Source organism: Nocardia sp. bgisy118 (assembly GCF_057708605.1).
On record NZ_JBYISM010000012.1, the window covers coordinates 25878 to 49167 of the forward strand.

Sequence of the window (23290 nt, forward strand, 5' to 3'; positions counted from 1 at the left end):
GGACAGTAGGAGCTGTCAACGAAGGATCGGCGGGGTCTCTATGCTGATTCGCGTGTCCCGATACAGCCGAGTCCAGCTGGCCGACCTCAGCGGCGTACCGGCGCGCACCATCCGCTACTACCACTCGCTCGGTGTGCTGCCGAAACCCGGTCGCGCGGGCAAGGAGGCGGTGTACACCGACGAGCATCTGGATCGGTTGCGCGACATCTCCGGTATGCAGGCGCGCGGGTTGCGCCTGGAAGCGATCCGCGAGGTGTTCGACGCCGAAGCTCAGCGCGGCGCCAACGCCGACTGGCGTTCGGTGCTCGATCCGAGGTACGCGGGCGCGGCGGACCAGTCGGTCGTCATCGACGACGACGAACTGTCGTCGCTGCTCGGCGATCGCCGAGCCGACGTCCTCGACGAGCTCATCGCCGCGCAGTACGTCGAACGATGTGAGGACGGCTGGCGGATCCCCGACCAGCCGATGCTCAAGGGCGCGCTGATCCTCTACGACGTCGGCACCGACATCACACTCGCCGGCGCGCTGCGCAAACTCATCCGCGCCAGGATCGCGGAGCTGGCCGACGAGATGGTGCGCACCTTCCGCGACGCCGCCGCGACGAGCTACGGCGGCGAGGGCATCGGCACCGACCTGAGCCGGTTCCGTGAGCGCTTCCGGGCCGCCGCCTGGGAGGTCGGCGGCGCGACCCTGGCCGACGAGATCGAGCGCGCGGTCCGTGAACTGGACGGCTGACGAAACCGCGAGCAGTGTTCACTCTAAAGTGGCTGCCATGACCACGCCGCGCGCCAGGGCAAGGGCCCAGACGATGGAGGACATCAAGCGGATCGGCCGCGAACACCTCGCCACGCACGGCGCCGCGGCGCTGTCCCTGCGGGCGGTGGCTCGTGATCTCGGCGTCGTGTCCTCGGCGGTGTACCGGTACGTGCGCAGCCGCGACGAGCTGCTGACCCTGCTCGTGGTGGACGGCTACAACGCGCTCGGCGACGCGGTGGACACCGCCCTGATCGACGCGCCCGACGATCCGGCCGAGCGGCTGCGCGTGGCGGGCCGCGCCGTACGCGCCTGGGCACTGGCCGAACCCGCTTGGTACGGACTGCTTTTCGGCTCGCCGGTGCCGGGCTACGAAGCGCCCGCCGAGCAGACCGTCGACCCGGGCGTGCGGGTGATCGCCACCCTGCTGCACGTCTTCGCCGACGCCTACCGGGCTGGCCGCTTGGTGGAGCCCGCCCGGCCGGTGCGGGTGTCCACCGCGCTGGCGGGCAGTTTCGCGGCCGTCCGCGACGAATTCGGCTTGGACGTGCCGGACTGGTTGGTGGCGCGCGGCGTCTCGGTCTGGAGTGCGCTGTTCGGCGCGGTGAGCTTCGACGTGTTCGACATGTACGGGCGCGACACCTTCGCCGACCGCGCCGAACTGTTCGAACTGATGCTGGACAACCTGCTGGATCTGCTGGGTTTCCGCGACTGACCTCCGGACGAACCTCACCCGCCCCATTGTGTGGGACCGCCAGTCCCATATATTCTGGATCACACCACGCGAGGAGCGTGCGCAGTGCCGGCGCCGAGCGTCGGCAGGAGCGAGGAGGCATCGATGACGCTGTCCGAATCGGTTCGTACCGGACTGTTCGATCGGGAGTACTGGGAGACGCTGGACACCCTGTCGGAGGGTTCGGTGCACCGGAAATTCGACCCGTACCTGGACATCGACTGGGACGGACCGGAGTTCGCGATCGACAAGGACGATCCCCGGTGGATCCTGTCCCCGGAGTTCGATCCGCTCGGCGCGACCGACTGGTACCGGAACCTGCCGCGGGAGCGGCAGATCGAGATCGGCCGCTGGCGGACCGCGAACGTGATCAAGGTGGGCGCGGCCTTCGAGAGCGTGCTGATCCGCGGGATGATGCAGTACATCATGAAGCTGCCCAACGGCTCTCCTGAATTCCGTTACTGCCTGCACGAGATGACCGAAGAGTGCAACCACATCCAGATGTTCCAGGAGCTGGTCAACCGGATCGGTGACGACGTGCCCGGCATGCGGCCGATCTTCCGCGCGCTGTCCCCGTTGATCGGCGTGGCGGGCGGCTACGCGCACGTCATCCTGTTCATCGGCATTCTCGGCGGTGAGGAACCGATCGACCACTACCAGAAGGCGATCATCCGCGACGGCGGCAACATCCCGCCCGCCGTGCTGCGCACCATGGAGATTCACATCGCCGAGGAGGCGCGGCACATCTCCTTCGCCAACGAGTTCCTGAAGGCACACATCGAACGGATGAGCCCGGCGGGTAAGGCTGTGTGCGCCTTGGCGTTTCCGCTGGCCATGCGCTGGCTGGCCGGGGAGATCATGGTGCCGTCGCGCTCGTTCGCCAGGCAGTTCGACGTCCCGCGCGAGGTGTTCCGCGAGGCGTTCTGGCAGGGGCCGCAGTCGCGCCGGATCCTGTCCGGCTACTTCGGCGACATCCGCAAGCTGGCGGGCGAACTGGGGCTGATGAACCCGGTCACCAAGCGGGTGTGGTCGATGCTGCACATCGACGGCGACGCCGCGCGCTACCGCAGCGAACCCGAACGCCGCATCGCCTGAGCACTTTTCACGCGCCCCTTCCGCGAAGGGCAGCGGCTCAGGGCGCGGTGTCGACGCTCGACAGCCGCGCGAGCGCGGCGAGCAGCGGTTCGTCGGGATCCAGGGTGATCCGGTGTGCCCGCGCCACTCCGTCGAGCACGCTCCAGGCGTAACCGGCGAGTTCGGCGACGAGCTCGTCGCGGCCCATGGCACGGTCCGGATCGCGCGCCCAGCGCGACACGGTGGCTTCCGTCATGGACACGATGGCGAAAGTCATCGTGTCCGCGGCCGCCTCGTCCACCACGCCGACAACTCCGGCCAGACCGGACACGAGCTGGCGGGTGCGGCCCGCGATCCGGTCTTCGAGGCTGCTCACGGCGTCTACATCGTCGGGGTCGCCGAGGGCGGGGCCATGGCGCAGGAAGTCGTAGAGACGCGCGTGCCGGTCGATCCAGTCCACGACCGCCGCGATGGTGCGGCGCAGGATCGCACGGATGGAGCCGTCGGAGATGTCGAGCGCGGTGTCGATGTCGTCGGTGAACCGATCGCCGATCGCGGTCCTGGTACGCCGGTCGAGTTCGTCGCGCCCCGAGAACTGGCGGTAGACAACCGATTTCGACAATCCGGAGCGCTCGGTGATCTGCTGCATGGGCACCTCGACGCCCATCGGCGTCTCCTCGATCAGCTCGATCAAGGCCGTCACGATGCGCTCGCGCCGCCGATCGTTGTGCGGCTGCCAGCGCGCCTGCCTGCCACCGGTCGGCTGCGGGGCGGGTGACGAGGACGTCGGCACGGCTCGAGTCTAGAGCACGGGCGAGACCCGGGGCGGCGTTGTCGATTCCGAGGCCGCGGGGGACGAGTGGTGCATGACCGCCGGACCCGCAGGGTGGTGTCGCTAGGGCACCGAGCCCGGCGGTCATGACGTCCCGACACTAACCGAGCGACGTCGGCTCGAGGGGCGGATCACGGTCGGCGCGGTGTGTCGCGGCGGAGAAGCGTGCGGCGGCCGCTCGACGAAAATGGGTTCGGTTCACACTTTCGCTGGTCGTGCGACGCACAACGACACGGCAACAAGTGGACGAAACTCCACTCTTGCGGAATCGCCCGGCGTATGCTCGCCGTCGTTCGACCGTGGGGATCCGCAGCGGCGACACGTGCTACGGACCGGAATCTGATGCGCGAGGAGGATGTGGTGACTGCCGTAGCTCCCAGGCCGGAGCCGGAACTCGAGGCCGTCCGGCCGTACCCGAGTCGGGTGGGACCGAAGGGCTCGTTCATCTTGAAGTTGGTCACCACGACCGACCCGAAGGTGCTCGGCCAGATGTACTTGGTCACGTCGATGTCGTTCTTCATGATCGGCGGACTGATGGCGCTGCTCATGCGCGGCGAACTGGCCCGGCCGGGTATGCAGTTCCTGTCCACCGAGCAGTTCAATCAGCTGTTCACCATGCACGGCACGATCATGCTGCTGTTCTACGCGACGGCCGTGGTGTTCGCGTTCGCCAATATCGTGCTGCCACTACAGATCGGCGCGCCGGACGTCGCCTTCCCGCGCCTGAACGCCTTGAGCTACTGGCTGTACCTGTTCGGCGCGACCATGGCGACCGCGGGTTTCGTGACGCCGGGCGGCGCGGCCGATTTCGGCTGGACCGCGTACCAGCCGCTCAGCGACATCATGCACTCGCCGGGCGTCGGCGGCGATTTGTGGATCCTCGGCCTGGCCGTCTCCGGTCTGGGAACCATCCTCGGCGGGGTCAACATGATCACCACCGTGGTCGTTCTCCGCGCACCGGGCATGACCATGTTCCGGCTGCCGATCTTCACCTGGAACATCGTCGTCACCAGCGTGCTGATCCTGCTCGCGTTCCCGGTCCTGACCGCCGCGCTGTTCGCTATCGCCTACGATCGCCACCTCGGCGGCCACATCTACGACCCGGCCACCGGCGGCGTCATCCTGTATCAGCACCTGTTCTGGTACTTCGGGCACCCCGAGGTCTACATCATCGCGCTGCCGTTCTTCGGCATCGTCTCGGAGATCTTCCCGGTCTTCTCGCGTAAACCGATCTTCGGCTACACCACGCTGGTCTACGCGACGCTGGCCATCGCCGCGCTCTCGGTCGCGGTGTGGGCGCACCACATGTTCGCCACCGGCGCGGTGCTGCTGCCGTTCTTCTCGTTCATGACCTTCCTCATCGCGGTGCCGACCGGCGTGAAGTTCTTCAACTGGATCGGCACGATGTGGCGTGGTCAGCTGACCTTCGAAACGCCCATGCTCTTCTCGGTGGGCTTCATCGTCACGTTCCTGTTCGGCGGTCTGTCCGGCGTGATCCTGGCCAGCCCGCCGCTGGACTTCCACGTGTCCGACTCGTACTTCGTGGTCGCGCACTTCCACTACGTGCTCTTCGGCACCATCGCGTTCGCCACGTACGCGGGCATCTACTTCTGGTTCCCGAAGATGACCGGCCGCATGCTCGACGAGCGGCTCGGCAAGTGGCACTTCTGGACCACGTTCATCGGCTTCCACACCACCTTCCTGGTGCAGCACTGGCTCGGTGCGGAGGGCTTCCCGCGTCGCTACGCCGACTACCTGCCCTCCGACGGTTTCACCGGGCTGAACACCATCTCCACCATCGGCTCGTTCATCCTGGGAGCCTCGCTGCTGCCCTTCATCTGGAACGTCTTCAGGAGCGCGCGGTACGGTGAGCCCGTCACGGTGGACGACCCGTGGGGCTACGGCAATTCGCTGGAGTGGGCCACCACCTGCCCGCCGCCGCGACACAACTTCTACGAACTGCCCCGGATCCGGTCGGAGCGACCGGCATTCGAACTGCACTACCCGCACATGGTCGACCGCATGCGCGCCGAAGCGCACGTGGGCTGGGGCGCGCCGCGGCACGGCCAAGCCGTCAGCGAACCGGCCGCGACGGCGGCCGACCGGGAGCCTTAGGCGCGTCGCTCGCGAAGGCCGCGGACACCGTTCTGTGACAACAGCTTCGGTGTCCGCGGCCTTCGGCTGTGTTGCGGTCAGGCGCGGGTGAACAGCGGTGCGACGAAGTGTTCCAGCATCGCGCGTTCGTCGGCGTCGTCGATACCGGGGACGGTGAGCAGCGAGACGATCAGCCGCGTCAGCCAGCGCGCCAGCTGCGCCCGATCTCGTTCCCCGGCAATCGAATCCGGCAGGAACGCGGCCGCGAGCGCCACGATGACCTGCGAGGACTGCCCGATCTCCACGGCGAGTCCCGCGTCGGCGGGCCGGAACCAGGCGATGAGCAGCGGGTCGGCGCGCACCGCGCGCACCGCGGTGAGCACCGCCGTCACGATCCGCTCGCCCGGATCGGCGATCCCGTCGACCTCGGCGACCACCGTTGCGCCGATGCGGCGCGCCTCCCGGTGGACGAAGGCCAGCCGCACCGCGCGCCGGTTCTCGAAGTAGCGGTAGACCGTCGCGCGGGAACACCCGGCCGCCTTGGCGATATCGCCCATCTGGGTCTCGGCGACGCCCCGGTCGGCGAACAGGCGCGCCGCGGCATCGAGGATTCGCTGCGCGGCCAGTTCGGTGCGCGCCTCGGCCAGCCAGTCGGCACTCATGCGTTCGCCACGAACGGAACGTGCACCGGCCACCGTACGTAGTTGCCCTCCGCGTATCGGACACCGTCGAGGTCGACGGTGAAGTCCGGGCAGCGGGCGAGCAGCTCCTGCAGCGCGATGGTGGCCTGCATGCGGGCGGCCGCCGCGCCGAGGCAGTGGTGGTTGCCGTGGCCGAAGGTGAGAATGGTCTTCGGTCTGCGGGTGACATCCAATTCCGCGGCGTCCGAGCCGAATTCGCGTTCGTCGCGGTTGGCGGAGGCATAGAGCAGCAGCGCCCGCCTGCCCGCGGGGATGGTGACGCCCTCGATCTCCACGTCCCTGGTCACGGTGCGCGCCATGTTCTGCACCGGAGAGGTGAGCCGCAGGAATTCGTCGACCGAACCGGGAATCAGGGTCGGGTCCTCGATGAGGCGCCTGCGCTGGTCGCGATGCGTGGTGAGCAATTGCACCGCGCCGCCGAGATTGCCGGTGGTGGTGTCGTTGCCGCCGGTGATCATGGTGAACGCGAAGCCGATGATCTGCAGGATGCCGGGAATGTCGTCGGGTTCGCCGAGACCGGAGGCCACCAGGTGGGTGACGGTGTCGTCGGCCGGTTCCAGGCGGCGGCGTTCGATCATCGCGGTGAAGTACTGGGTGAGCTCGCCGACGGCGGCCTGCGCCGAGTAGACGTTGCCGGTCGCCGAGGCGGCCACGATGCTGTCGGTCCATTCGTCGAACTTCGCCCGCTCGGCCTCGGGCACACCGAGATAGTGCGCCACCACCATAGTCGGCAGCGGCTTGAACAGTTCGACGGAGATGTCGCCGCCGCCCGCCTCGCGCAGCCGCTCGATGCGCTCGACCACGAATCGCCGTACCGCGGGCCGGATCTCCTCGACCTGACGTGGGGTGAATCCCTTGGCCACCCGGCGACGGAAGATCGTGTGGTCGGGGGCGTCGGTGAACACGAACGGCTTGTTCTCGCCCAGTCCGATCTTCTCCAGATCGTGGTAGTCGACCGTGATGCCCGAGGCGGAGGAGAAGGTCTGCGCGTCACGCACCGCGTCGTAGACGTCACCGAAGCGAGACAGCACGTAGTAGTCCTCGTCGGGATGGTCGGCCGGGATCACGCGGTGGACCGGATCGTGGTCGCGCAGCGCGGCGTACATCGGCCAGGGATCGCGCCAGGTGTCGCCGGACCGGAGGACGAACCCGCCTGTATGTGACAAAGCTGTCTGCATATCTCGACCGTAAGACGAATGTTTGCCTTTGTCTAGAACATGTTTCAGTAAATGGTTGCCGGATCGAGGCCCGGACGGGCATCGGCAAACCCCATTTGTGCACACGAAACAGCGACACCAGCTGTTATCGTCGTCTGCGCAAACTCTTCGCAATCGAGTGGCTGAGCTCGTCCGCCGGCCCGACCGCATCCACGGAGGTTCCGATGAGCACAGCCGACCTGATCTTCACCGGCGGCGCGATCCTCGCGATGGATCCCGAGCACGAGGGCGCCCGCGCGCTCGCCGTGTCCCGCGGACGGATCGCCGCGGTCGGCGGAGCGGAGGTCCTGGCGATGCTCGGGCCGGGCACCGAGGTGGTCGATCTGGGGGATCGTTGCCTGATGCCGGGATTCGTGGAGGCGCACACTCATCCGACCCAGGACCAGATGCTCTACTCCGACACCGTGATCGACATTCGCCCGGTCACCACCTGTCCCAGCGCGGAGGACGCGCACGCCCAGATCCTGCGCACCGTCGCCACGGCTCCCGCCGGGCGTCCGTTGATCTTCTACGGCCTGGATGTCTTGCTGCAGACGGGTTTTCCCGAGCCGACCAGGGCCTGGCTGGACGAGCTCGGGCCGGACCGGCCGATCGTGATCTGGCAGAACTCCGGACACCTGGCGTGGGCGAACGGCGCCGCCATGCGATTCGCCGGTCTCTCCGACGACCTGCCCGATCCGGCGGGCGGTCACTACGCGCGGGACGACTACGGTCACATGACCGGGAAGGTCTACGAAGCGCCCGCGGTGCTGTCGGTCATCGGGCCCATCCTCGCCGACCAGCTAGTGGGCCCGGACCTGCTCGCCCGCGAACACGCCGACCTCGCCGCGCGCGGCGTCACGCTGTGCAGCGACATGGCTTTCGCCCAGCAGATGCGGCCGTTGACCAGCGCGCTCTACCAACAGCAGCGGGCCAAGGTGCGCATGCGCGCCTACGAGATGGCCGATCCGGCGGGGGAGACGTACTGTCCGCTGGACAACGGCGATGACATGTTCCGGCAGATCGGGATCAAGATCTGGGTCGACGGGTCGCCGTGGGTCGGCAACATCGACACCTCGTTCCCGTACTTGAACACACCGGCCACCGCCGCGCTCGGACTCGGCCACGATCACCGCGGCCACGCCAACTACTCCGAAGAGCAGCTGGACAGCATCGTCGGCGCGTACTACCCGATGGGCTGGCAGATCGCCTGCCACGTGCACGGCGATCTCGGCGTGGACCTGATCCTCGACGTGTACGAAAGCGCGCTGGCCAGATATCCGCGCCCGGATCATCGGCTGCGCCTCGAGCATTGCGGGGCGATGACCCCGGAGCAGTTCCAGCGCGCCGCGCGACTCGGCATCACGTGCAGTTTGTTCGTCGACCACGTCTACTACTGGGGCGACGTGCTCGTCGACGACCTGTTCGGCCCCGACCGCGGTGCGAACTGGGTGCGCACCCGATCGGCACTCGATGCGGGTATGCGCGTGTCGTTCCACAACGACTGCCCGGTCACCGAGGAGGAGCCGTTGCGCAACATGGCCGCCGCGGTCACGAGGACTTCGCGCAGCGGACGCGTTCTTGCGCCGGAGGAAAGAATCACCGTCGATCAGGCGCTGCGCGCCCAGACCATCGACGCGGCCTACCAGTTGTTCGCCGACGACATCACCGGCTCCCTCACCCCCGGCAAGTACGCGGACCTGGTCGTCCTCGACCACGATCCGCGGCGGGTGCGGCCGGAGCAGCTGGCCGATATCGGGGTGCACGCCACGTACCTGGGCGGAGAGCCGACCTTCCAAGCCTGATCCGCGTCCTCTGTCACATGTCACAAATGCCCGTGCGGAGCGGACCCAAGTCTCACAATCCCTGGTCGAGGCGGCCCACCGTACCGTGATTCCCGTTACGTTGGATCGCTGTGCAATTCCGGCCGGAAGGACCCGCTATGACCGCCCCCAACATGGCCGATCCCGATCTGATCGTCTCGGGCCGCCCGGTCTCGACGCACCTCAAAGACACCAGGACGCTGTCCCAGCGCATGGTGGGGCACTTCGTGAAGAACGTGGTGCCGTGTGGCACGCTGCCCGGCGAGGCGCTGAGCGGGGACGTCACCGCCGTGACCCGGGTGTGCTTGGAGCTGGCCGTGCAGATGCTCGACGGCAACGAGGGCGGTGAGGACATCGAGCGGGTCGGCGCCGCGGCCGCGGGCTGGGCGCGCGAGGGCATTCCGATCGACACCATCCAGCACGCCATTCACGAGGGCTTCAAACTCGGCTTCGATCTGATCCTGGCGAACGCCACCACCCAGGACCACGAGAGCCTGGTGAACGTGGCCCGTCGCTTCATGGACATTCTCGACACCATCATCACCACGGTCTCGGTGGCGTACGTGCGCGAGCTACGCGCCGTGGTGAGCGAACACCACACGGCCGTGCACACGCTGACCTCGGCGCTGCTCGGCGGCAACAGCACGTCGACCATGGCACGCGAGTGCGGCATCCAGATCGCCGAGTCCTATCACGTGCTCGCGCTGGCGGTGCCGCCGCACCGGGACGAGAAGAATCCCGCGCTGGACGGCAAGGTGGTCGCCCGTCGCAAGTTGCGCAGGCTGCAGGCCGAGCTGGCCACGCGGTGCGGAGACAGCGCCCTCTCGCTGCTGAGCGTGGACGGCGGCACCATCCTCATTCCGACCACGACCCTCGCCGACGCGCAGCTGGACGAACTGATCACCCACCTGTCCAGAGCCGCCCAGGTTCCGGTGCGCGCCAGCGCCGTCGAGGCCGCGCCCGACCGCATCCCGCAGGCGGCGGACCAAGCGCACGAACTGCTCGACATGGTGCATCGGATGAACAGCGTGTCGGGTCTGTACCGCTTCAACGACCTGGCGCTGGAATATCAGCTCACCCGCCCCGGCCCGGCGCGCGACTTCCTCGGCTCGCTGCTCGATCCGCTGGACGACTACCCCGAATTGCTGGAAACCCTGCAGGTGCACATCGGCACCAACCTGAACCGGCAGCGGACCGCGCGTCTGCTGCACGTGCACACCAACACCGTCGACTACCGCCTCAAGCGGATCGGTCAACTGATCGCGTTCGATCCGACCCAGGCCTCGGGCCTGTGGTATCTGCGCTCTGCGTTGGTCGCCCGCGCGCACCGGAGCGGAGATCCCGGTGGCACCATGCCCCCTCTCGCCGGCTACGACGAGGCGGAACGCGGCGGCGAGCAGGACGCCGTGGTGCACGACATCGCGGAGTCGCCCCGCGTACGGCGTTCCTGACGGGACGCCCGCCGTGCGGCGGTCGAGCCGCACGGCGGGGTGGACAGGTCAGCGGGGAATGGTGACCGGATCGGCGCAGCTGGCGAGCGCGTCCACGAAGGAGCACTCCTTCGGCAGTCGTGTCGGCAGGTAGTCGGCCGGGACGCCGCCTTCGCCGGTGATGGCGCGATAGGCCGCGACGGCGTCGGTGGGGCGCCGGGTCAGCGTGGGGTCGGTCGGCACGTCGACGGTGTAGAGGCCGAAACGCGGTGTGTAGGAACCCCATTCGTAGTTGTCGGTGAGGCTCCAGTAGTTGTAGCCGATCAGGTCGATGCCGTCGGCTTTCGCGCGTTGCAGCCAGTAGACGGTGTCGCGCAGATTGTCGGCGCGGCTGTAGGCGTCCCAGCGCGGCAGGCCGTTCTCGGTGGGCATGCCGTTCTCGACGATGTAGAGCGGCTTGCCGGGGAAGGCGTGCGAATAGTGTTGCAGCGCATAGTAGATGCCCTCGGGTTGCAGCGGGTTCTTCCACAGCTCGGTGAAGTTGGTCATCCCGGTGAGGTTGTCGGGGGAGAGGCCGTAGTAGTAGTCGATGCCGACGTAGTCCAGCTTGGCGGCGATCTTGTCGATGAGCGGCTTGTTGACCGGGTCCTCTGCGGCGGGGATGTAGGCGACATTGCTCGTCACCATCGCGCCGGGCTGCACGGCATGGATGTGGTCGTAGACGGCGTTGTGCGCCCGGGCGATTCGGTCGTGCATGGCGGGTACGTCGGCAGCGCCGAGGCCGCCGTGGCGCACCTCGTTGAGCACGTACATCATCGGCTCGTTGAAGGTCACCCAGAGGGGGTCGGCGCCGGCGTAGCGGTCGACCACGCGCCGGGCATTGGCCAGCCAGTCCTCGACGATGGCCGGATTGCGCCAGCCGCCGCGGTCGACCTCCCAACCCGGATAGACCCAGTGGTCGATGGTCAGCATCGGCCGCATGCCCGCGGCCTGGATCGCGGCGATCACGTTGTCGTAGAAGCGGAATCCGGCCTCGTCCCACTCGCCGGGCCGGGGCTGTAGACGCGCCCATTCGATGCCGATGCGGTACACCCGCACGCCCAGCTGGGCGGCGAGTTCGATGTCCGACCGGTACCGGCTGTAGAAGTCGATGGCGTTCCCGTACGGATCCTCGGTCTTGCCCGCGGCGACGTACCGCGACCAGTTGCTGTCCGGCGCATGGCCTTCCGACTGATAACCGGACGCGGCGACGCCCCACAGGAAGTCGCTGCCGAAGGGCTGCACGTGTGTGGGCGGCGCGGGGCGGGCCTGCACCGGCGCGTTGCCGCCGACGAGCAGCGCGGCGGTGGTGGCGGCGAGGATGGCCAAGACTCGGCGGCGACTGGGGGATCGCATCGAACTCCTGTTCCGAACGGGTGACCGGCGCTCATAGACCTCCGGTATCCGAGGACACCGGGCCGGGTGGGGTCACGGCGAACACTGTAACTGGTCGCCCGACCGCATCGGGGGAGGATTGCGTTGTGCGGCAAGCTGGCTCGGCGCCGCGACCACAACCGGCGGCAGGCTTCGTGACCTCGACACCGTGGTCCCGAGCTCGGTGGACGTGCCAGCAGCCGCGCCGGTTGCTCGGGTGGGCCACCGATGGGTTGTCGGGCAAGACGGCGCTGCTGTGTCGTACCCTGCCAGGAGATTCCGGTAATTCCCGGTCAGGCGGCGGGCTGGGCGATGAAAACTCGTTCCAGCAGGGCGTACAGGCAGTCCCGGTCCTGGTCGCTGAGCCTGTCCAGGCCATCTTGTGTGGCGCGCATCTTCGCACGAATCGCGTCGGTGACGCACTCGCCCTCGGCGGTGAGGACGACGTTCTTGACGCGCCGGTCGGAGGCGCTGGCCTCGCGGCGCACCAGTCCGCGCTTCTCCAGCCGGTCGACGATCCCGGTCATGTTGGAGGCGTCGCAGGTCATGATGTCGGCCAAGGCGTGCATCGCGGCGGGTCCCCGGCGCAACACGGTCAGCGCCTTGCCCTGGCTCGCTGTGAGGTTCTCGCTCGCCGCCGCGACCGTGAAGTCGCCGTAATAGACGCCGAGCGATACCGAGAGCAGTTCCATGAGCTGGGCCGTGTCGACGCGGGGACGTCCTGTCATTGGAGTCATTCTACTTTGGAAACTTGACAATCTCAAATATCTAACTTTACCGTCTTGTATTGCTTGAAGTTCTCAAGCATCAAGATTGTCAAGTACCTACGAGGAGCATCCCCGTTGACCGTCACTGCGTCCCCCACCTCCCGTGCGGCCGAGATCCTGTCCCGGCCTCTCGCGCTGAACGGCCTGACCGTCCCGAACCGCATCGTGATGGCGCCGATGACGCGCATGTTCTCCCCGGGCGGTGTCCCCGGTGAGAACGTGCGGTCGTACTACGCCCGCCGCGCCGCCGCGGGTGTGGGACTGATCGTCACCGAGGGGACCTACGTCGGCCACGAGTCGGCCGGTCAGAGTGACCGCGTGCCGCGGTTCCACGGTGAGGAGCAGCTGGCGGGGTGGGCGAAGGTCGCCGAGGCCGTTCACGAGGCGGGCGGCACGATCGTGCCGCAGCTGTGGCACATCGGCATGGTGCGCAACCAAGGCGAGCCGCCCTACGCCGACGCCCCTGCCGTCGGCCCCTCCGGCATCCGCGTCGACGGCACCGAGGGCACCGGCAAGGCGATGACCCAACGCGACCTCGACGATGTGATCGGCGCCTTCGCCGAGGCCGCCGCGGCCGCCGAGCGCATCGGCTTCGACGGCGTGGAACTGCACGGAGCCCACGGCTACCTCCTCGACCAGTTCCTGTGGGCGGGAACGAACCGCCGTACCGATGCCTACGGCGGCGATCCCGTAGCCCGTACGAAGTTCGCGGCCGAGATCGTTGCCGCGGTCCGCGAGACCGTCTCGCCCGACTTCCCGGTGATCTTCCGCTACTCGCAGTGGAAGCAGGAGGCATATGGCGCGAGGCTCGCCGAGACACCGGAGGAGCTGGAGGCGATCCTGACCCCGCTCGCCGCGGCCGGCGTCGATGTCTTCCACGCCTCCACTCGCCGCTACTGGCTGCCCGAGTTCGAAGGCTCGGACCTGAACCTGGCGGGCTGGACGAAGAAGCTCACCGGCAGGCCCACCATCACCGTCGGCTCGGTCGGCCTCGACGGCGACTTCCTCCACGCGTTCGCGGGCGAGGGCGCCCCGGTCCATGGCCTCGACAACCTCCTCGACCGCCTGGAGCGCGACGAGTTCGACCTGGTCGCCGTCGGCCGCGCCCTGCTCCAGGACCCGCAGTGGGCGGCAAAGGTTCTGGGGGACCGGATCGAGGAGCTGAAGCCGTACGACGGGACGGCGCTGAAGACACTGAGCTAGGACCTGCGCCTCGGTCCCACTCGAACTGCCCAGGGCTACTTTCTCGCACGGGGTGCCCCTCGACCCCCTGAGTCGACTCGGGTGGGGGAGGGGCCTCGGAATGGTGGGGTTGTTGGCCGGGGGGAGTGGGCAGGTCGAGCCCGGCTCGCTCCTCGAGGGGCAGTGTCGGCGGTCTGCGCACCTCGGTGCCGGTGTGATTGTCGAACAACATGGCGATACGTAGATATGCGCATCTAACCATGAAAATTCATCCTCGCAGAACCACCACAAATCACCTACTCCTACAAACAAACGACAGAGCACAACCGCCACTGCTTTGGACGAGGAGAGGGTGCGGCGGGATCTGAACGGATTCAGTCGGTGACGATCGCCGTGGCGATGACGTAACCCTTGGGATCGCGCCAGGTGCGACCGGGGTGGTGCGCGAACCAGTCCTCGACGTCGGCGCTGAGATCGGCGAGGACGGCGTCGCGATCGGGGTGGTCGGCCGGGATGCCGCGGGGGCCGAAGATGGCCTCGGCGAAGCGGATCAGCGGCGCCGGGGTGTCGAAGACGAGCGCGTTGTCACGGCGTTGGACTCGCACAGCCCGGAAGAGGTCGGACATGAGCCCGGGCAAGGTTTCCGAATCCACGGTGCGGGACGGCGTCTCGCCGAGGTCGATGCCGTAGCTCGCGGCGTGCGCGTCGACGAGTTCGCCGATGTGCGGACAGGTTTCGGCGTGGTTGACGACGATCGCGACGGTACCGCCGGGTTTGGTGGTGCGCCGGAATTCGCGCAGCGCCGCCACCGGGTCCGGAACGTGGTACAGCATGTGGCGGGCGGTGAGCACGTCGAAGGTGTTGTCGTCGAAAGGGATCCGGCGGGCGTCGGCGCGGACGCCACGCACGCCCGGGACGGCGTCGGCCGCGGCGACCATGGCCGCGGACGTGTCGATGCCGAGGAGCGGGCCGCGGTGCCCGAGCGCCACGAGCCTGGCGAGGAAGCGGGCGTCGCCGCAGCCGACGTCGGCGAGGTATTCCGCGCCGGAGAGGTCGAGCGCGGCGAGCACGTCGGCGCCCGGGTCGTGTGGCTTCTCGGAGTAGCGCTCATGGGTGTCGATCCGCACCCGCAGCGGGGCGGGATCGGCGTATTCGGCGTCGAGACGGCTGCTCATCGGTGCACGTCCTTCGATCCGGTCGGCGGTGGTGACGCTCCCTTCTGGCGGTGAGCGTACTCCGGGCGAGGGTTGCGACCGCGCTTTTCGCGGCCGACTCGGCCGACCGTCAGATCCGCGTGGCCACGGATGCCGCGACCGGAGCCGCGTCGGGCGCGCCCTGTGCCTGCGGCTCGTCGTCGAGGACGGGGTCGCCGAGGCCGATCTTCCGTTGGATCCGCTGCATCCACGCCGGGGCCCACCAGCACCTGTCGCCGAGCAGTTTCATCACCGCGGGAACGAGCAGCATGCGCAGGAGGGTGGCGTCGATGAACAGCGCGGCGATCATGCCGTAGGCGATGTACTGCATCATCACCAGATCCGAGAAGGCGAACGCCCCGGTGACCACCAGGAGGATGAGCGCGGCGGCGGTGATGATGCCGCCGGTGTGGGCGGTGCCGACGCGGATGGCCTCGGTGGTGTTCGCGCCCCTGGCTCTGGCTTCGACCATGCGGGACAGCAGGAACACCTCGTAGTCGGTGGAGAGCCCGTAGATGATGGCGATGATGAGCACGAGTACCGGGGACATGATCGGCTGGGGTGTGAATTCGCTGAGCTCGGCGCCGTGTCCGTCGATGAATATCCAGGTGAGGATGCCGAGGGTGGAGCCGAGTCCGAGGGCGCTCATGAGCGCGGCTTTGATCGGCAGGACCAGGGATCCGAAGGTCAGGAACATCAGCAGCGTGGTGACGAGCACGACCGCCGCGAGCATATACGGCATGCGGTCGAGGAGGGTGTCGATGCTGTCTTCCTGGATGGCGGGCTGGCCGCCGACGAGCAGGGTGAGTCCCTCGGGCACGTCGAGTGCGCGCAGGTAGTCGATGGTCGGGCCCGCGTCGTTGGAGTCGGCGAGGGTGGCGCGCATGCGGTAGAGGTCGGTGCGGCCGGGCGCGGAGGCGGGCACGCTGAATTCGCTGGCGAGTCCAGGGGCTTGGTTGACCTGACGGTAGAGCTGTCCGATGGCTGCCCGGTCGTCGGAGACGACGATGAGTTGCAGCGGGTCGGGCTGGCGTTTGGGGAAGAGCTCGTCGAAGTGCTGCTGAGCGAGTCTGGTGGTGTTGTCCGGGGGCAGATAGGTCTCGCTCATGCCGCCGAAGGCGAGGTTCTTGACGGGGATGATGAGCAGGCAGAGTCCGAGGACGATGGGAACGGCGACGCGGAGGGGGCGGCGCATGACCCAGTCGGTGGTGCGGCCCCAGAATCCGTTCTCGATCTCGGCGGTGGTCTTGGTGCGGCGGAATCGGCTGAGGCCGAGGCTGTCCACCCGCGGTCCGAGAATGCCGAGGGCGGCGGGCAGGATGGTGATCGCCGCGAGGGCTGCGAGCAGAACGGTCGAGATCGCGCCGTAGGCGAGGGATTTGAGGAAGCCCTGCGGAAAGAGCAGCAGGCCGCCGAGGCTGGCGACGATCATGGTGGCGGAGAAGACAACGGTGCGGCCCGCGGTGCTGACGGTGCGGCGGACGGCGGTGCGGGTGTCGTGGCCGGCGGCGAGTTCTTCGCGGAAGCGGCTGACGATGAACAGGCCGTAGTCGATGGCGAGGCCGACGCCGATCATCGAGACTACGCCGGTGACAAAGGAATTGACCTCGGTGAAGTTGGTGAAGATCCGCATGATGCCGTTGGCGCCGGTGACGGTGAGCGCTCCGATGGCGAGGGGTAGCGCGGCGGCGACGAGTCCGCCGAAGACGAAGAAGAGCAGCACCGCGACCACGGGCAGGGCGACGACCTCCATGCGGTGCACGTCGTCGGTGAGGGTGTCGGTGAGTGTGCCCGCGATGGGTTGCAGGCCGGCGACTTGGATGTCGACGCCGGGAATGTGGAAGGCGTCTTTGACTTTTCGGTAGTTGCGCACCATTTCGGTGTCGTCGTCGCCGTGGATGGCGATGAGGACGAAGGCGTGGCGGCGGTCGTCCCTGGCGAAGAGGGGTCCGCTGGCCCTGCCGGTCTCGGTGGCCCAGTAGGTGCCGTTGATGCCGGCGATCTCGTCGGGGTGGTCGCGGGGGAGGCTGTCGAGGTGGGTGACGACGGTGCGGGTGAGTTCGGGATCGTCGACGGTCTTGCCCACGGGTGCGGTGACGAGCAGGACGACGTCGGATTCGTGGTCGCGGCCCCATGCCTCGTCGGCGATGCGGCTCGCGCGGGCGGATTCGGAGGTGGGGTCCTCCAATCCGCTGGAGCTGAGGTGGTTTTCGATGCCGATGCCGTAGCCCGCGAGTGCGAGCAGTCCGGCGATGACGACGCCGAGGACGCCGAATCGGTATCGGTGGACCAGATCCCCCCATCGCGCGAACATCAGCGGTCTCCGTGAGGGCAGGGCGGGGCGTCGGGGGCCGGGTTCGGTCGGTGAGCCGATCCTGCTGCGCGGAAGACCAAGGGGCCGCGTCCTTTCCGTGGGGCGACAGGGCGTCTGCCATCTAAGGTACAGACGTGAGTGAAATGTAGGCGTTTAACTATCATTTCCGGGTCGTGTGACATCAATTCGCTTCGCACGCGTGTGCGGTCGGTGATCGGACGCGGGCGTGCGGGCGTGTGAATTGCCCCGCTTCGACGCGCGCGGACCGGACGGGCTCGCCGCGTCGTGGCACCATGCGGTTATGGTCTCGAATCCGTTGCCGACCCTGGCCCGGCGCTTCGCGCAGCAGCGATGGGTGATGCGCCTGGCGCCGGTGGTGCTGCCGCTGGAACGGTTCGTGCGGTGGCTGAGCCGCGGCCGGATGGGCGTGCTCGACCTGGTCGGGCTGCCGTCGATCGAGGTGACCGTCGCCGGGCGCAAGACCGGCATGCCGCGCACCGCGTCGCTGCTGTATGTGCCGCGGGGGACGGATTTCCTGGTGATCGGTTCGAACTGGGGAAGCGCGAAGCATCCCGCGTGGTCGGCGAATCTGCGTGCGGCGAGCACCGCGACGGTCGGGCATCGGGGTGAGCGTTTCGCGGTGCGGGTCACCGAGATCACCGGGGTGGAGCGCAAGCGGGCCTGGGATCTGGCCGTGGAGTTCTGGCCCGGTTACGAGATGGAGTACGAGCTGTCCGGTGGCCGCGAGTTCCGGATCTTCGAACTGCGCCGGGAGTGAACGGGGTCAGTCGATCTCGGCCCGTACGGCCGCGGCGAAGGCGGCGATCGCGGGATGCGCGTGCGCTCCGGCGCGGCACGCGATGGTTGTGGTGCGCGCGATCGGGAGCCGGATGAGTCGCACGCCGGGCGGGGGATCGGTGGCGCTGAGTTCGGGGACCAGGGCGACGCCGTGTCCTGCGGCGACGAAGGCCAGCACGGTACTGAAGTCGTCGACTTGGTGCCGGATGCGCGGGCTGAATCCGGCGGCTTCGCAGGCGCGGAGGGTCATGGTGTGGCAGCGGGTGCCCGCGGTGGCCACGATCCAGGGCGCGTCTCGCCAGGTGTCGAGTGTGGCGCCGGGGACGGCGGAATCGGCGGCGAGGAACATGGCTTCGCGGTAGAGCGGTGCGGTGTGCACGCCGGGTTCGGGTGGAAACGGCACCAGGTCGTAGTCGTGCACGAGGGCGACGTCGAGTTCGCCCGCGCGCAGTGCGTCGGCGACCCTGGCCGGATCCAGTTCTGTCACACAGGGTTCCAGCCCGGGGTGGACGGCGGCAAGTCGGGTGAGGGTGGCGGGGATGAAGGCCTGGGTGGCGCTGGGGAATGCGCCGATACGCAACGGGCCGGTGACTCCGGCCCTGGCGTCGGCCAGATCCGCCTCTGCCTCCTCCAGCCGAGCCAGTACCGCATCGGCATGGGCGACGAGGGTGTGCCCGGCGGGGGTGAGCGTGACTCGGCGTCCGGTGCGTTCCAGGAGCGCGACGCCGGATTCTCGTTCCAGCGCGGTGAGTTGCTGGGAGACCGCGGACGGGGTGAACGCGAGTGCTTCGGCGACGGCGGCGATGGTGCCGCGGCGCGCGAGTTCCCGGAGCAGGCGCAGTCTGCGCACGTCGAGCATCAGCTGAGCTTACGCTCAGCGGAACATATGCGAACTGGTTCTTAACGTCGGGGTGCGGCACGCTGGCCTTATGTACCGATTTCGAGGGATTTTCGTACCGCTGATCACGCCGTTCACAGCCGAAGGCGCCGTCGCGTTGCACGCACTGGAGACGTTGGCGCGTGACGTGCTCGACGAGGGTGCGGCGGGTCTGGTGGCGCTCGGCACGACCGCCGAGGCGGCGACACTGGACGCCGAAGAGCGGCGCGCGGTGATCGACGTGTGCGCTCGGGCGTGCGCGGCAGCGGGGGCTCCGCTGATCGTCGGGGCGGGCGGCAACGACACTCGCGCCGGCGTCGGCGCGCTGACGGAGCTGACGGCTTGGCCGCACGTCGCGGCGGCGTTGGTGCCGGTGCCGTACTACACGCGGCCCACCGAGGCCGGGGTGGTGGCGCATTTCGCGCACCTCGCGGCGAGCTCGCCCGTGCCGCTGATCGTGTATCACATTCCCTACCGGACCGGGCGTGCGTTGAGCGCGAACACGCTGCGGGAACTGGCGGCCTTGGATGGTGTCGTCGGTGTGAAATACGCGGTCGGCGGTGTGGATGCCGACGCGGTGGATCTGCTCGCCGAACCGCCCGCGGATTTCGCGGTGCTGGCCGGTGACGACGCGTTCGTGTCGCCGCTGCTCGCGCTGGGCGCGGTAGGTGGTATCGCGGCGACCGCGCAGCTGGCGACCGCGCGCTATGTCGCCCTCGAAAGTGCCTGGCGGACAGGCGACCTGACGGCCGCGCGGGCGATCGGCGCGGAGCTGGCCGCGGTCTCGGCGGCGGCGTTCGCCGAGCCGAACCCCACGGTGATCAAGGGTGTGTTGCACGCGCAGGGGCGCATTCCGAGCGCGGCGGTGCGATTGCCGCTGTTACCCGCCGCGCCGGAATCGGTGGATCGGGCTCTGACGGCGCTTCTCGATCACCTTCCATCCCGATAGCCGATTGCTATTCTGACGTAGTCCGGTGCCGCCGGGCGGCGAGAACCGCACAGACCGGAGGGCGTTGTGAACGATCGTCGCGGCGCGTTGCAGGAGTACCTGTTGCGGACTCAACCCAGGACCATCGACCGGGGGCGGATGGTGGTCGTGGAGCGGGAGCTCACCCGGGCGGTGCGCGGCGGCGTGACCGGCGCTGTGGTCGAATTCGGTTGTTACCGAGGCGGAATGACCGCGTGGATGCGCGCCGTGCTGGACGCCCTCGGCGCGGATCCGCCGGTGCACGCCTACGACTCGTTTCGCGGGCTGCCCGCGGTCGGCAGCTACGACAGCGACTACTTGGCCGAGGGCGAGTTCACCGCCTCGGTGGGTGATGTGCTGAGGCTGCACGAACAGTTCGGTCTGCGTCGGCCGCACGTGCACGCCGGTTTGTTCGCCCACACCCTGCCCGAGCAGCTCCCCGCCCGGATCGCTTTCGCCTACATGGACGGCGACCGATACGAGTCGACGGTGCAGTGCCTGCGTGCCACCCTGCCGCGACTCGCGCCCGGCGCGATCCTGGTGTTGGACGACTATGCCGATCCCACGGCGTCGCTGCCCGGTCGGGCGGTCGCGCAACCGAAGGCGCCGGGGGTGATGAAGGCGTGCGAGGACGTCTTCGGCACCCCGCTGGCGGTCACCGCGGTCTGTGAGGATCCGACCTGGGCGTTGGGCGTGTACCGTCACACAGTCCCGCCGACCGTCTCCGCTGCGACGTCCGCGCGGCCGGAGGCGGCGCGCTGAGGGGCCGCACGGGATCTCCGTAGATCCCGTGTTCGGGCGAATGCGTTGCGTACGAAAGGGATCGGTTCGGCCATCCAGACCGATCCGCTCCACGCTCCCTCTTTTCGTATCGGCTGAACTTCGATACAGTTTGTCTCGAAGATATGAGACAAACTGTTTCGTAAGGGGATACCGTGCGACCACCGGATCCTCGGACGGTGCGCAGCCGCGATGCCGCGCTCGCATCGGCCCGAGAGCTGTTGATCGAGCAGGGATTGGCCGGTCTGACCCACGGTGCTGTCGCGGCGCGCAGCGGGATCAGCCGGGCCACGCTGTACCGGCTCTGGCCCGAGCCGCCCGATCTGGTTCGCGCCACGATCGCCTGGCACATCACCCTGGCGCAGTCACAGCCGACCGGTGATCTGCGCGAGGACCTGCTGACCGAACTGGCGGGAACCCGCGCGATGCTGCACGAACCGGCCAGCGAACAGGGCATGCGCGTGATGATCGAAAGGGCTGCTGTCGAACCGAAATTCGCGGAGGTCAAGGAGGCGCTGTACCGGTCGGGCACCCGGGTGGTGCGCGCGATCCTGGCCGATGCCGTCGCACGCGCCGAACTGCCCGCCGAACTCGATATCGACATCGCCGTCGATCGACTGCTCGGTCCGCTGTTCTTCCGCCGCCTGGTCGCCAACCGAACCTTCGACCTCGACTACGTGCACGATGTCGTCGACGACTTCTTGCGCTGCCACTCCACGAAACCCCCACACCAGCAAGGACCTTTGTGACATGACGTCTCCGGTAGCCAGAAGTCTTTCCGCTCCACGGATTCTCGCCGTGCTCGTCGCACTCGTCACTGTATTCGGTGCGTTGCTTGCCGATTTCGTCGTCCCGGAGAGCGCGGGCCAGCACTTGCACAACGACGCGTGGCCGCCGCACGCGAAATTCCACGACGCGCAGTACATCGTCATGTCGATCCTGCTCGGCGCGGTCGCGCTGACACTGCTGGTACAGCGTGGAGGCGGTACACGATCCCGGGTGTGGACGGCCTGCGCGATCCTGGCCGCGCCGTGGCTGGGCCTGCTGAGTGCGATGCTGTTCCCGGGCGCCGCCGTACAGGATCCCGAATTCGACAACCCGTCGATCGTCGGCCTGCACCCCCAAGTGCTGCTGGCCGCGATCCTGCTGACGCTACTGCTTGTGGCCGTCCTGCTCATCGCCCGAACCGAACGGCAACACTGAATGGCAGGTGCCGCACTCGGTATTCCCCGGCGCGGGCATCTTGTCCCCGTTACCCACCACCGCGACGGCGCGCCGCTCGAACTGGGTGCGCTGCAACGCCAGTGCGCTTGCGGCTGGCCCCGGCCGCAAGCGCGGATCGGACAGCACCAGATCGAGCAGCAGTCGCGTCCAGCATCCGGCCAACGGGGCCGTGGGGTCAGTCCAGTGTCGACAACGCGGCGCGGAGCCGCTCCGCGAGCTCTACGGCCTGCGGCAGCGACCACGGCAGCACGCCGTTATCGGCCATCAGCGCGTGGAACTGCTGTTCGCGGTAGGGGACGCCAGGCGGCAGCGGCGCGACGTGCCGGTGCAGGTGCGAATTGCCTTGCTGGCTACCGAGACTCAGCACATAGGTGCGCTCGCTCGGCACCACCGCCTCCACGGCGCGCGTCACCGGGTGCACCAGCGACATGATCCGCAGGAAAGCGTCCTCGGGGAGGTCTCGCACGACGTGTTCGCGGTGCAGTTTCGGTGCGACGAGGACGGAGCCGAACAGCGTCGGATAGCGCGACAGGAACGCGAAGTTCTCCTCGTCCTCCGCGATGATCAGCACGGAGCGACCCGTTCGAGCGGGAAGTAGAAGTGCGCGCAGGCAAGGATCGGCTCTACGCCGATTTCGCGAGCAAGGACGGGCTCTATCCAGCGGTCATCGAGCAGTGGCCGGGCCAGATCACCGACGGGACCGCACTCGACGTCGCGGACTTGCCGGATACACCCGGGGGGATGTTCGACCACTATCTGCCCGAGAACGCCCGGCTGCAGGCCTGGGCCGAGGTCCGGGCCACCCGCATCCCCGCGGCGGAGAACGCGGTGCGCCGCATCATCGCGACCGAGATCAGCGAGATCGAACGCGGGCAGCGCGAGGGTCTCGTCACCACCGACTTCCAGCCCGTGGCGCTGGTCGTCATGCTCACCGATCTGGTGCCGCCGCCGTGCACGCCGGCCGGGCGGAGGAGACGCACGACATCGCCGAACGCCTGCCGCGGTTGCCGGCCGCACGCTGGCTCACCGCCCAGGAATGACCGCGCCGACCATGCGCGGATGCTGGGAGTTTGCCGGAAATCGATGAGAGCCACGCAGGCCCGGGCGTAGACTCACCGGGATCGCTGCGTGAACATCC

The 23290-nt window shown here is 68.2% G+C and carries 22 protein-coding genes; 13 read left to right on the plus strand and 9 right to left on the minus strand.

Annotated features, from left to right (window positions below; translation table 11 throughout):
- The first annotated feature begins 52 nt into the window (after positions 1-52).
- The 3 genes from AC3EO7_RS16720 (at position 53) to AC3EO7_RS16730 (ending at position 2582) form a co-directional block, all read left to right on the plus strand.
- The gene (locus AC3EO7_RS16720; RefSeq protein WP_431970193.1) at positions 53-736 is read left to right on the plus strand and encodes a MerR family transcriptional regulator; all 684 of its coding nucleotides are present in this window, start codon (positions 53-55) and stop codon (positions 734-736) included.
- A gap of 37 nt (positions 737-773) precedes the next feature.
- On the plus strand, positions 774-1469 hold the full coding sequence (locus tag AC3EO7_RS16725) for a TetR/AcrR family transcriptional regulator (protein ID WP_431970192.1): 696 nt from the start codon (positions 774-776) through the stop codon (positions 1467-1469).
- A gap of 123 nt (positions 1470-1592) precedes the next feature.
- Positions 1593-2582: an AurF N-oxygenase family protein gene (locus AC3EO7_RS16730; RefSeq protein ID WP_431970191.1), complete on the plus strand. Its 990-nt coding sequence runs from the start codon at positions 1593-1595 to the stop codon at positions 2580-2582.
- A 37-nt stretch (positions 2583-2619) separates the two neighbouring features.
- Here AC3EO7_RS16730 and AC3EO7_RS16735 read toward each other — a convergent pair whose 3' ends face one another.
- Positions 2620-3354, minus strand: coding sequence for a TetR/AcrR family transcriptional regulator (locus AC3EO7_RS16735; RefSeq protein WP_431970190.1), 735 nt, complete (start codon positions 3352-3354; stop codon positions 2620-2622).
- A gap of 399 nt (positions 3355-3753) precedes the next feature.
- On the opposite strand from AC3EO7_RS16735, the gene ctaD reads away from it, so the two are divergent.
- Positions 3754-5508: an aa3-type cytochrome oxidase subunit I gene (gene ctaD, locus AC3EO7_RS16740; RefSeq protein ID WP_431970189.1), complete on the plus strand. Its 1755-nt coding sequence runs from the start codon at positions 3754-3756 to the stop codon at positions 5506-5508.
- Positions 5509-5585: 77 nt separating this feature from the next.
- Here the strand turns inward: ctaD and AC3EO7_RS16745 are convergent, their stop codons facing one another.
- Both AC3EO7_RS16745 and AC3EO7_RS16750 read right to left on the minus strand, forming a co-directional pair.
- A complete protein-coding gene (locus AC3EO7_RS16745) occupies positions 5586-6149 on the minus strand; it encodes a TetR/AcrR family transcriptional regulator (protein WP_435591681.1) in 564 nt (187 codons plus the stop codon).
- Positions 6146-7366, minus strand: coding sequence for a cytochrome P450 (locus AC3EO7_RS16750; RefSeq protein WP_435591682.1), 1221 nt, complete (start codon positions 7364-7366; stop codon positions 6146-6148). The genes AC3EO7_RS16745 and AC3EO7_RS16750 overlap by 4 nt, the downstream gene beginning before the upstream one ends.
- A 203-nt stretch (positions 7367-7569) precedes the next feature.
- Here AC3EO7_RS16750 and AC3EO7_RS16755 point away from each other — a divergent pair, with 203 nt between their 5' ends.
- Together AC3EO7_RS16755 and AC3EO7_RS16760 are read left to right on the plus strand one after the other, a co-directional pair.
- Entirely contained in the window at positions 7570-9189 is a 1620-nt protein-coding gene (locus tag AC3EO7_RS16755) for an amidohydrolase (RefSeq protein WP_431970186.1), read from the plus strand.
- A 137-nt stretch (positions 9190-9326) separates the two neighbouring features.
- Positions 9327-10658, plus strand: a complete 1332-nt coding sequence (locus AC3EO7_RS16760; protein ID WP_435591683.1) for a PucR family transcriptional regulator — start codon at positions 9327-9329, stop codon at positions 10656-10658.
- A 48-nt stretch (positions 10659-10706) separates the two neighbouring features.
- Here the strand turns inward: AC3EO7_RS16760 and AC3EO7_RS16765 are convergent, their stop codons facing one another.
- Both AC3EO7_RS16765 and AC3EO7_RS16770 read right to left on the minus strand, forming a co-directional pair.
- The gene (locus AC3EO7_RS16765; protein ID WP_435591684.1) at positions 10707-12032 is read right to left on the minus strand and encodes a glycoside hydrolase family 1 protein; all 1326 of its coding nucleotides are present in this window, start codon (positions 12030-12032) and stop codon (positions 10707-10709) included.
- A 311-nt stretch (positions 12033-12343) separates the two neighbouring features.
- Positions 12344-12778 carry a MarR family winged helix-turn-helix transcriptional regulator gene (locus tag AC3EO7_RS16770; RefSeq protein ID WP_431970183.1) on the minus strand — a complete coding sequence of 145 codons (435 nt, stop codon included), beginning with the start codon at positions 12776-12778 and terminating at the stop codon, positions 12344-12346.
- 114 nt (positions 12779-12892) lie between these two features.
- Here AC3EO7_RS16770 and AC3EO7_RS16775 point away from each other — a divergent pair, with 114 nt between their 5' ends.
- Positions 12893-14020 carry an NADH:flavin oxidoreductase gene (locus AC3EO7_RS16775; RefSeq protein WP_435591685.1) on the plus strand — a complete coding sequence of 376 codons (1128 nt, stop codon included), beginning with the start codon at positions 12893-12895 and terminating at the stop codon, positions 14018-14020.
- 353 nt (positions 14021-14373) lie between these two features.
- Here AC3EO7_RS16775 and AC3EO7_RS16780 read toward each other — a convergent pair whose 3' ends face one another.
- Positions 14374-15174 (minus strand): class I SAM-dependent methyltransferase, encoded by an 801-nt coding sequence (locus AC3EO7_RS16780; RefSeq protein WP_431970181.1) that lies wholly within the window; start codon positions 15172-15174, stop codon positions 14374-14376.
- Positions 15175-15283: 109 nt separating this feature from the next.
- On the minus strand, positions 15284-17506 hold the full coding sequence (locus tag AC3EO7_RS16785) for an MMPL family transporter (RefSeq protein WP_435591686.1): 2223 nt from the start codon (positions 17504-17506) through the stop codon (positions 15284-15286).
- A 301-nt stretch (positions 17507-17807) separates the two neighbouring features.
- On the opposite strand from AC3EO7_RS16785, the gene AC3EO7_RS16790 reads away from it, so the two are divergent.
- Positions 17808-18284, plus strand: a complete 477-nt coding sequence (locus AC3EO7_RS16790; RefSeq protein ID WP_431970179.1) for a nitroreductase family deazaflavin-dependent oxidoreductase — start codon at positions 17808-17810, stop codon at positions 18282-18284.
- Between the two features lie 6 nt (positions 18285-18290).
- On the opposite strand, the gene AC3EO7_RS16795 is transcribed toward AC3EO7_RS16790, so the two are convergent.
- Positions 18291-19163, minus strand: a complete 873-nt coding sequence (locus AC3EO7_RS16795) for a LysR family transcriptional regulator (protein ID WP_431970178.1) — start codon at positions 19161-19163, stop codon at positions 18291-18293.
- Between the two features lie 70 nt (positions 19164-19233).
- On the opposite strand from AC3EO7_RS16795, the gene AC3EO7_RS16800 reads away from it, so the two are divergent.
- From AC3EO7_RS16800 to AC3EO7_RS16815, 4 genes are all read left to right on the plus strand, one after another.
- Positions 19234-20130, plus strand: a complete 897-nt coding sequence (locus AC3EO7_RS16800; protein WP_435591687.1) for a dihydrodipicolinate synthase family protein — start codon at positions 19234-19236, stop codon at positions 20128-20130.
- Positions 20131-20196: 66 nt separating this feature from the next.
- Entirely contained in the window at positions 20197-20910 is a 714-nt protein-coding gene (locus AC3EO7_RS16805) for a TylF/MycF/NovP-related O-methyltransferase (RefSeq protein WP_431970176.1), read from the plus strand.
- Positions 20911-21107: 197 nt separating this feature from the next.
- Positions 21108-21677: a TetR/AcrR family transcriptional regulator gene (locus tag AC3EO7_RS16810; protein ID WP_435591688.1), complete on the plus strand. Its 570-nt coding sequence runs from the start codon at positions 21108-21110 to the stop codon at positions 21675-21677.
- Between the two features lies 1 nt (position 21678).
- The gene (locus tag AC3EO7_RS16815) at positions 21679-22131 is read left to right on the plus strand and encodes a DUF6640 family protein (RefSeq protein ID WP_435591689.1); all 453 of its coding nucleotides are present in this window, start codon (positions 21679-21681) and stop codon (positions 22129-22131) included.
- Positions 22132-22327: 196 nt separating this feature from the next.
- Here AC3EO7_RS16815 and AC3EO7_RS16820 read toward each other — a convergent pair whose 3' ends face one another.
- On the minus strand, positions 22328-22723 hold the full coding sequence (locus AC3EO7_RS16820) for an HIT family protein (RefSeq protein ID WP_435591690.1): 396 nt from the start codon (positions 22721-22723) through the stop codon (positions 22328-22330).
- Positions 22724-22752: 29 nt separating this feature from the next.
- Between AC3EO7_RS16820 and AC3EO7_RS16825 the strand changes: the two genes are divergently transcribed.
- Complete coding sequence (locus AC3EO7_RS16825; protein ID WP_435591691.1) at positions 22753-23262, plus strand: hypothetical protein; 510 nt, start codon at positions 22753-22755, stop codon at positions 23260-23262.
- Positions 23263-23290 lie beyond the last annotated feature (28 nt).

Coding starts and splice junctions, on each gene's coding strand:
- AC3EO7_RS16780 (WP_431970181.1), bottom strand. CDS start 15,174: ATGAGCAGCCGTCTCGACGCCGAATACGCCGATCCCGCCCCGCTGCGG.
- AC3EO7_RS16750 (WP_435591682.1), bottom strand. CDS start 7,366: ATGCAGACAGCTTTGTCACATACAGGCGGGTTCGTCCTCCGGTCCGGC.
- AC3EO7_RS16745 (WP_435591681.1), bottom strand. CDS start 6,149: ATGAGTGCCGACTGGCTGGCCGAGGCGCGCACCGAACTGGCCGCGCAG.
- AC3EO7_RS16800 (WP_435591687.1), top strand. CDS start 19,234: ATGTACCGATTTCGAGGGATTTTCGTACCGCTGATCACGCCGTTCACA.
- AC3EO7_RS16770 (WP_431970183.1), bottom strand. CDS start 12,778: ATGACAGGACGTCCCCGCGTCGACACGGCCCAGCTCATGGAACTGCTC.
- AC3EO7_RS16765 (WP_435591684.1), bottom strand. CDS start 12,032: ATGCGATCCCCCAGTCGCCGCCGAGTCTTGGCCATCCTCGCCGCCACC.
- AC3EO7_RS16815 (WP_435591689.1), top strand. CDS start 21,679: ATGACGTCTCCGGTAGCCAGAAGTCTTTCCGCTCCACGGATTCTCGCC.
- AC3EO7_RS16785 (WP_435591686.1), bottom strand. CDS start 17,506: ATGTTCGCGCGATGGGGGGATCTGGTCCACCGATACCGATTCGGCGTC.
- AC3EO7_RS16725 (WP_431970192.1), top strand. CDS start 774: ATGACCACGCCGCGCGCCAGGGCAAGGGCCCAGACGATGGAGGACATC.
- AC3EO7_RS16760 (WP_435591683.1), top strand. CDS start 9,327: ATGACCGCCCCCAACATGGCCGATCCCGATCTGATCGTCTCGGGCCGC.
- AC3EO7_RS16755 (WP_431970186.1), top strand. CDS start 7,570: ATGAGCACAGCCGACCTGATCTTCACCGGCGGCGCGATCCTCGCGATG.
- AC3EO7_RS16730 (WP_431970191.1), top strand. CDS start 1,593: ATGACGCTGTCCGAATCGGTTCGTACCGGACTGTTCGATCGGGAGTAC.
- AC3EO7_RS16790 (WP_431970179.1), top strand. CDS start 17,808: ATGGTCTCGAATCCGTTGCCGACCCTGGCCCGGCGCTTCGCGCAGCAG.
- AC3EO7_RS16795 (WP_431970178.1), bottom strand. CDS start 19,163: ATGCTCGACGTGCGCAGACTGCGCCTGCTCCGGGAACTCGCGCGCCGC.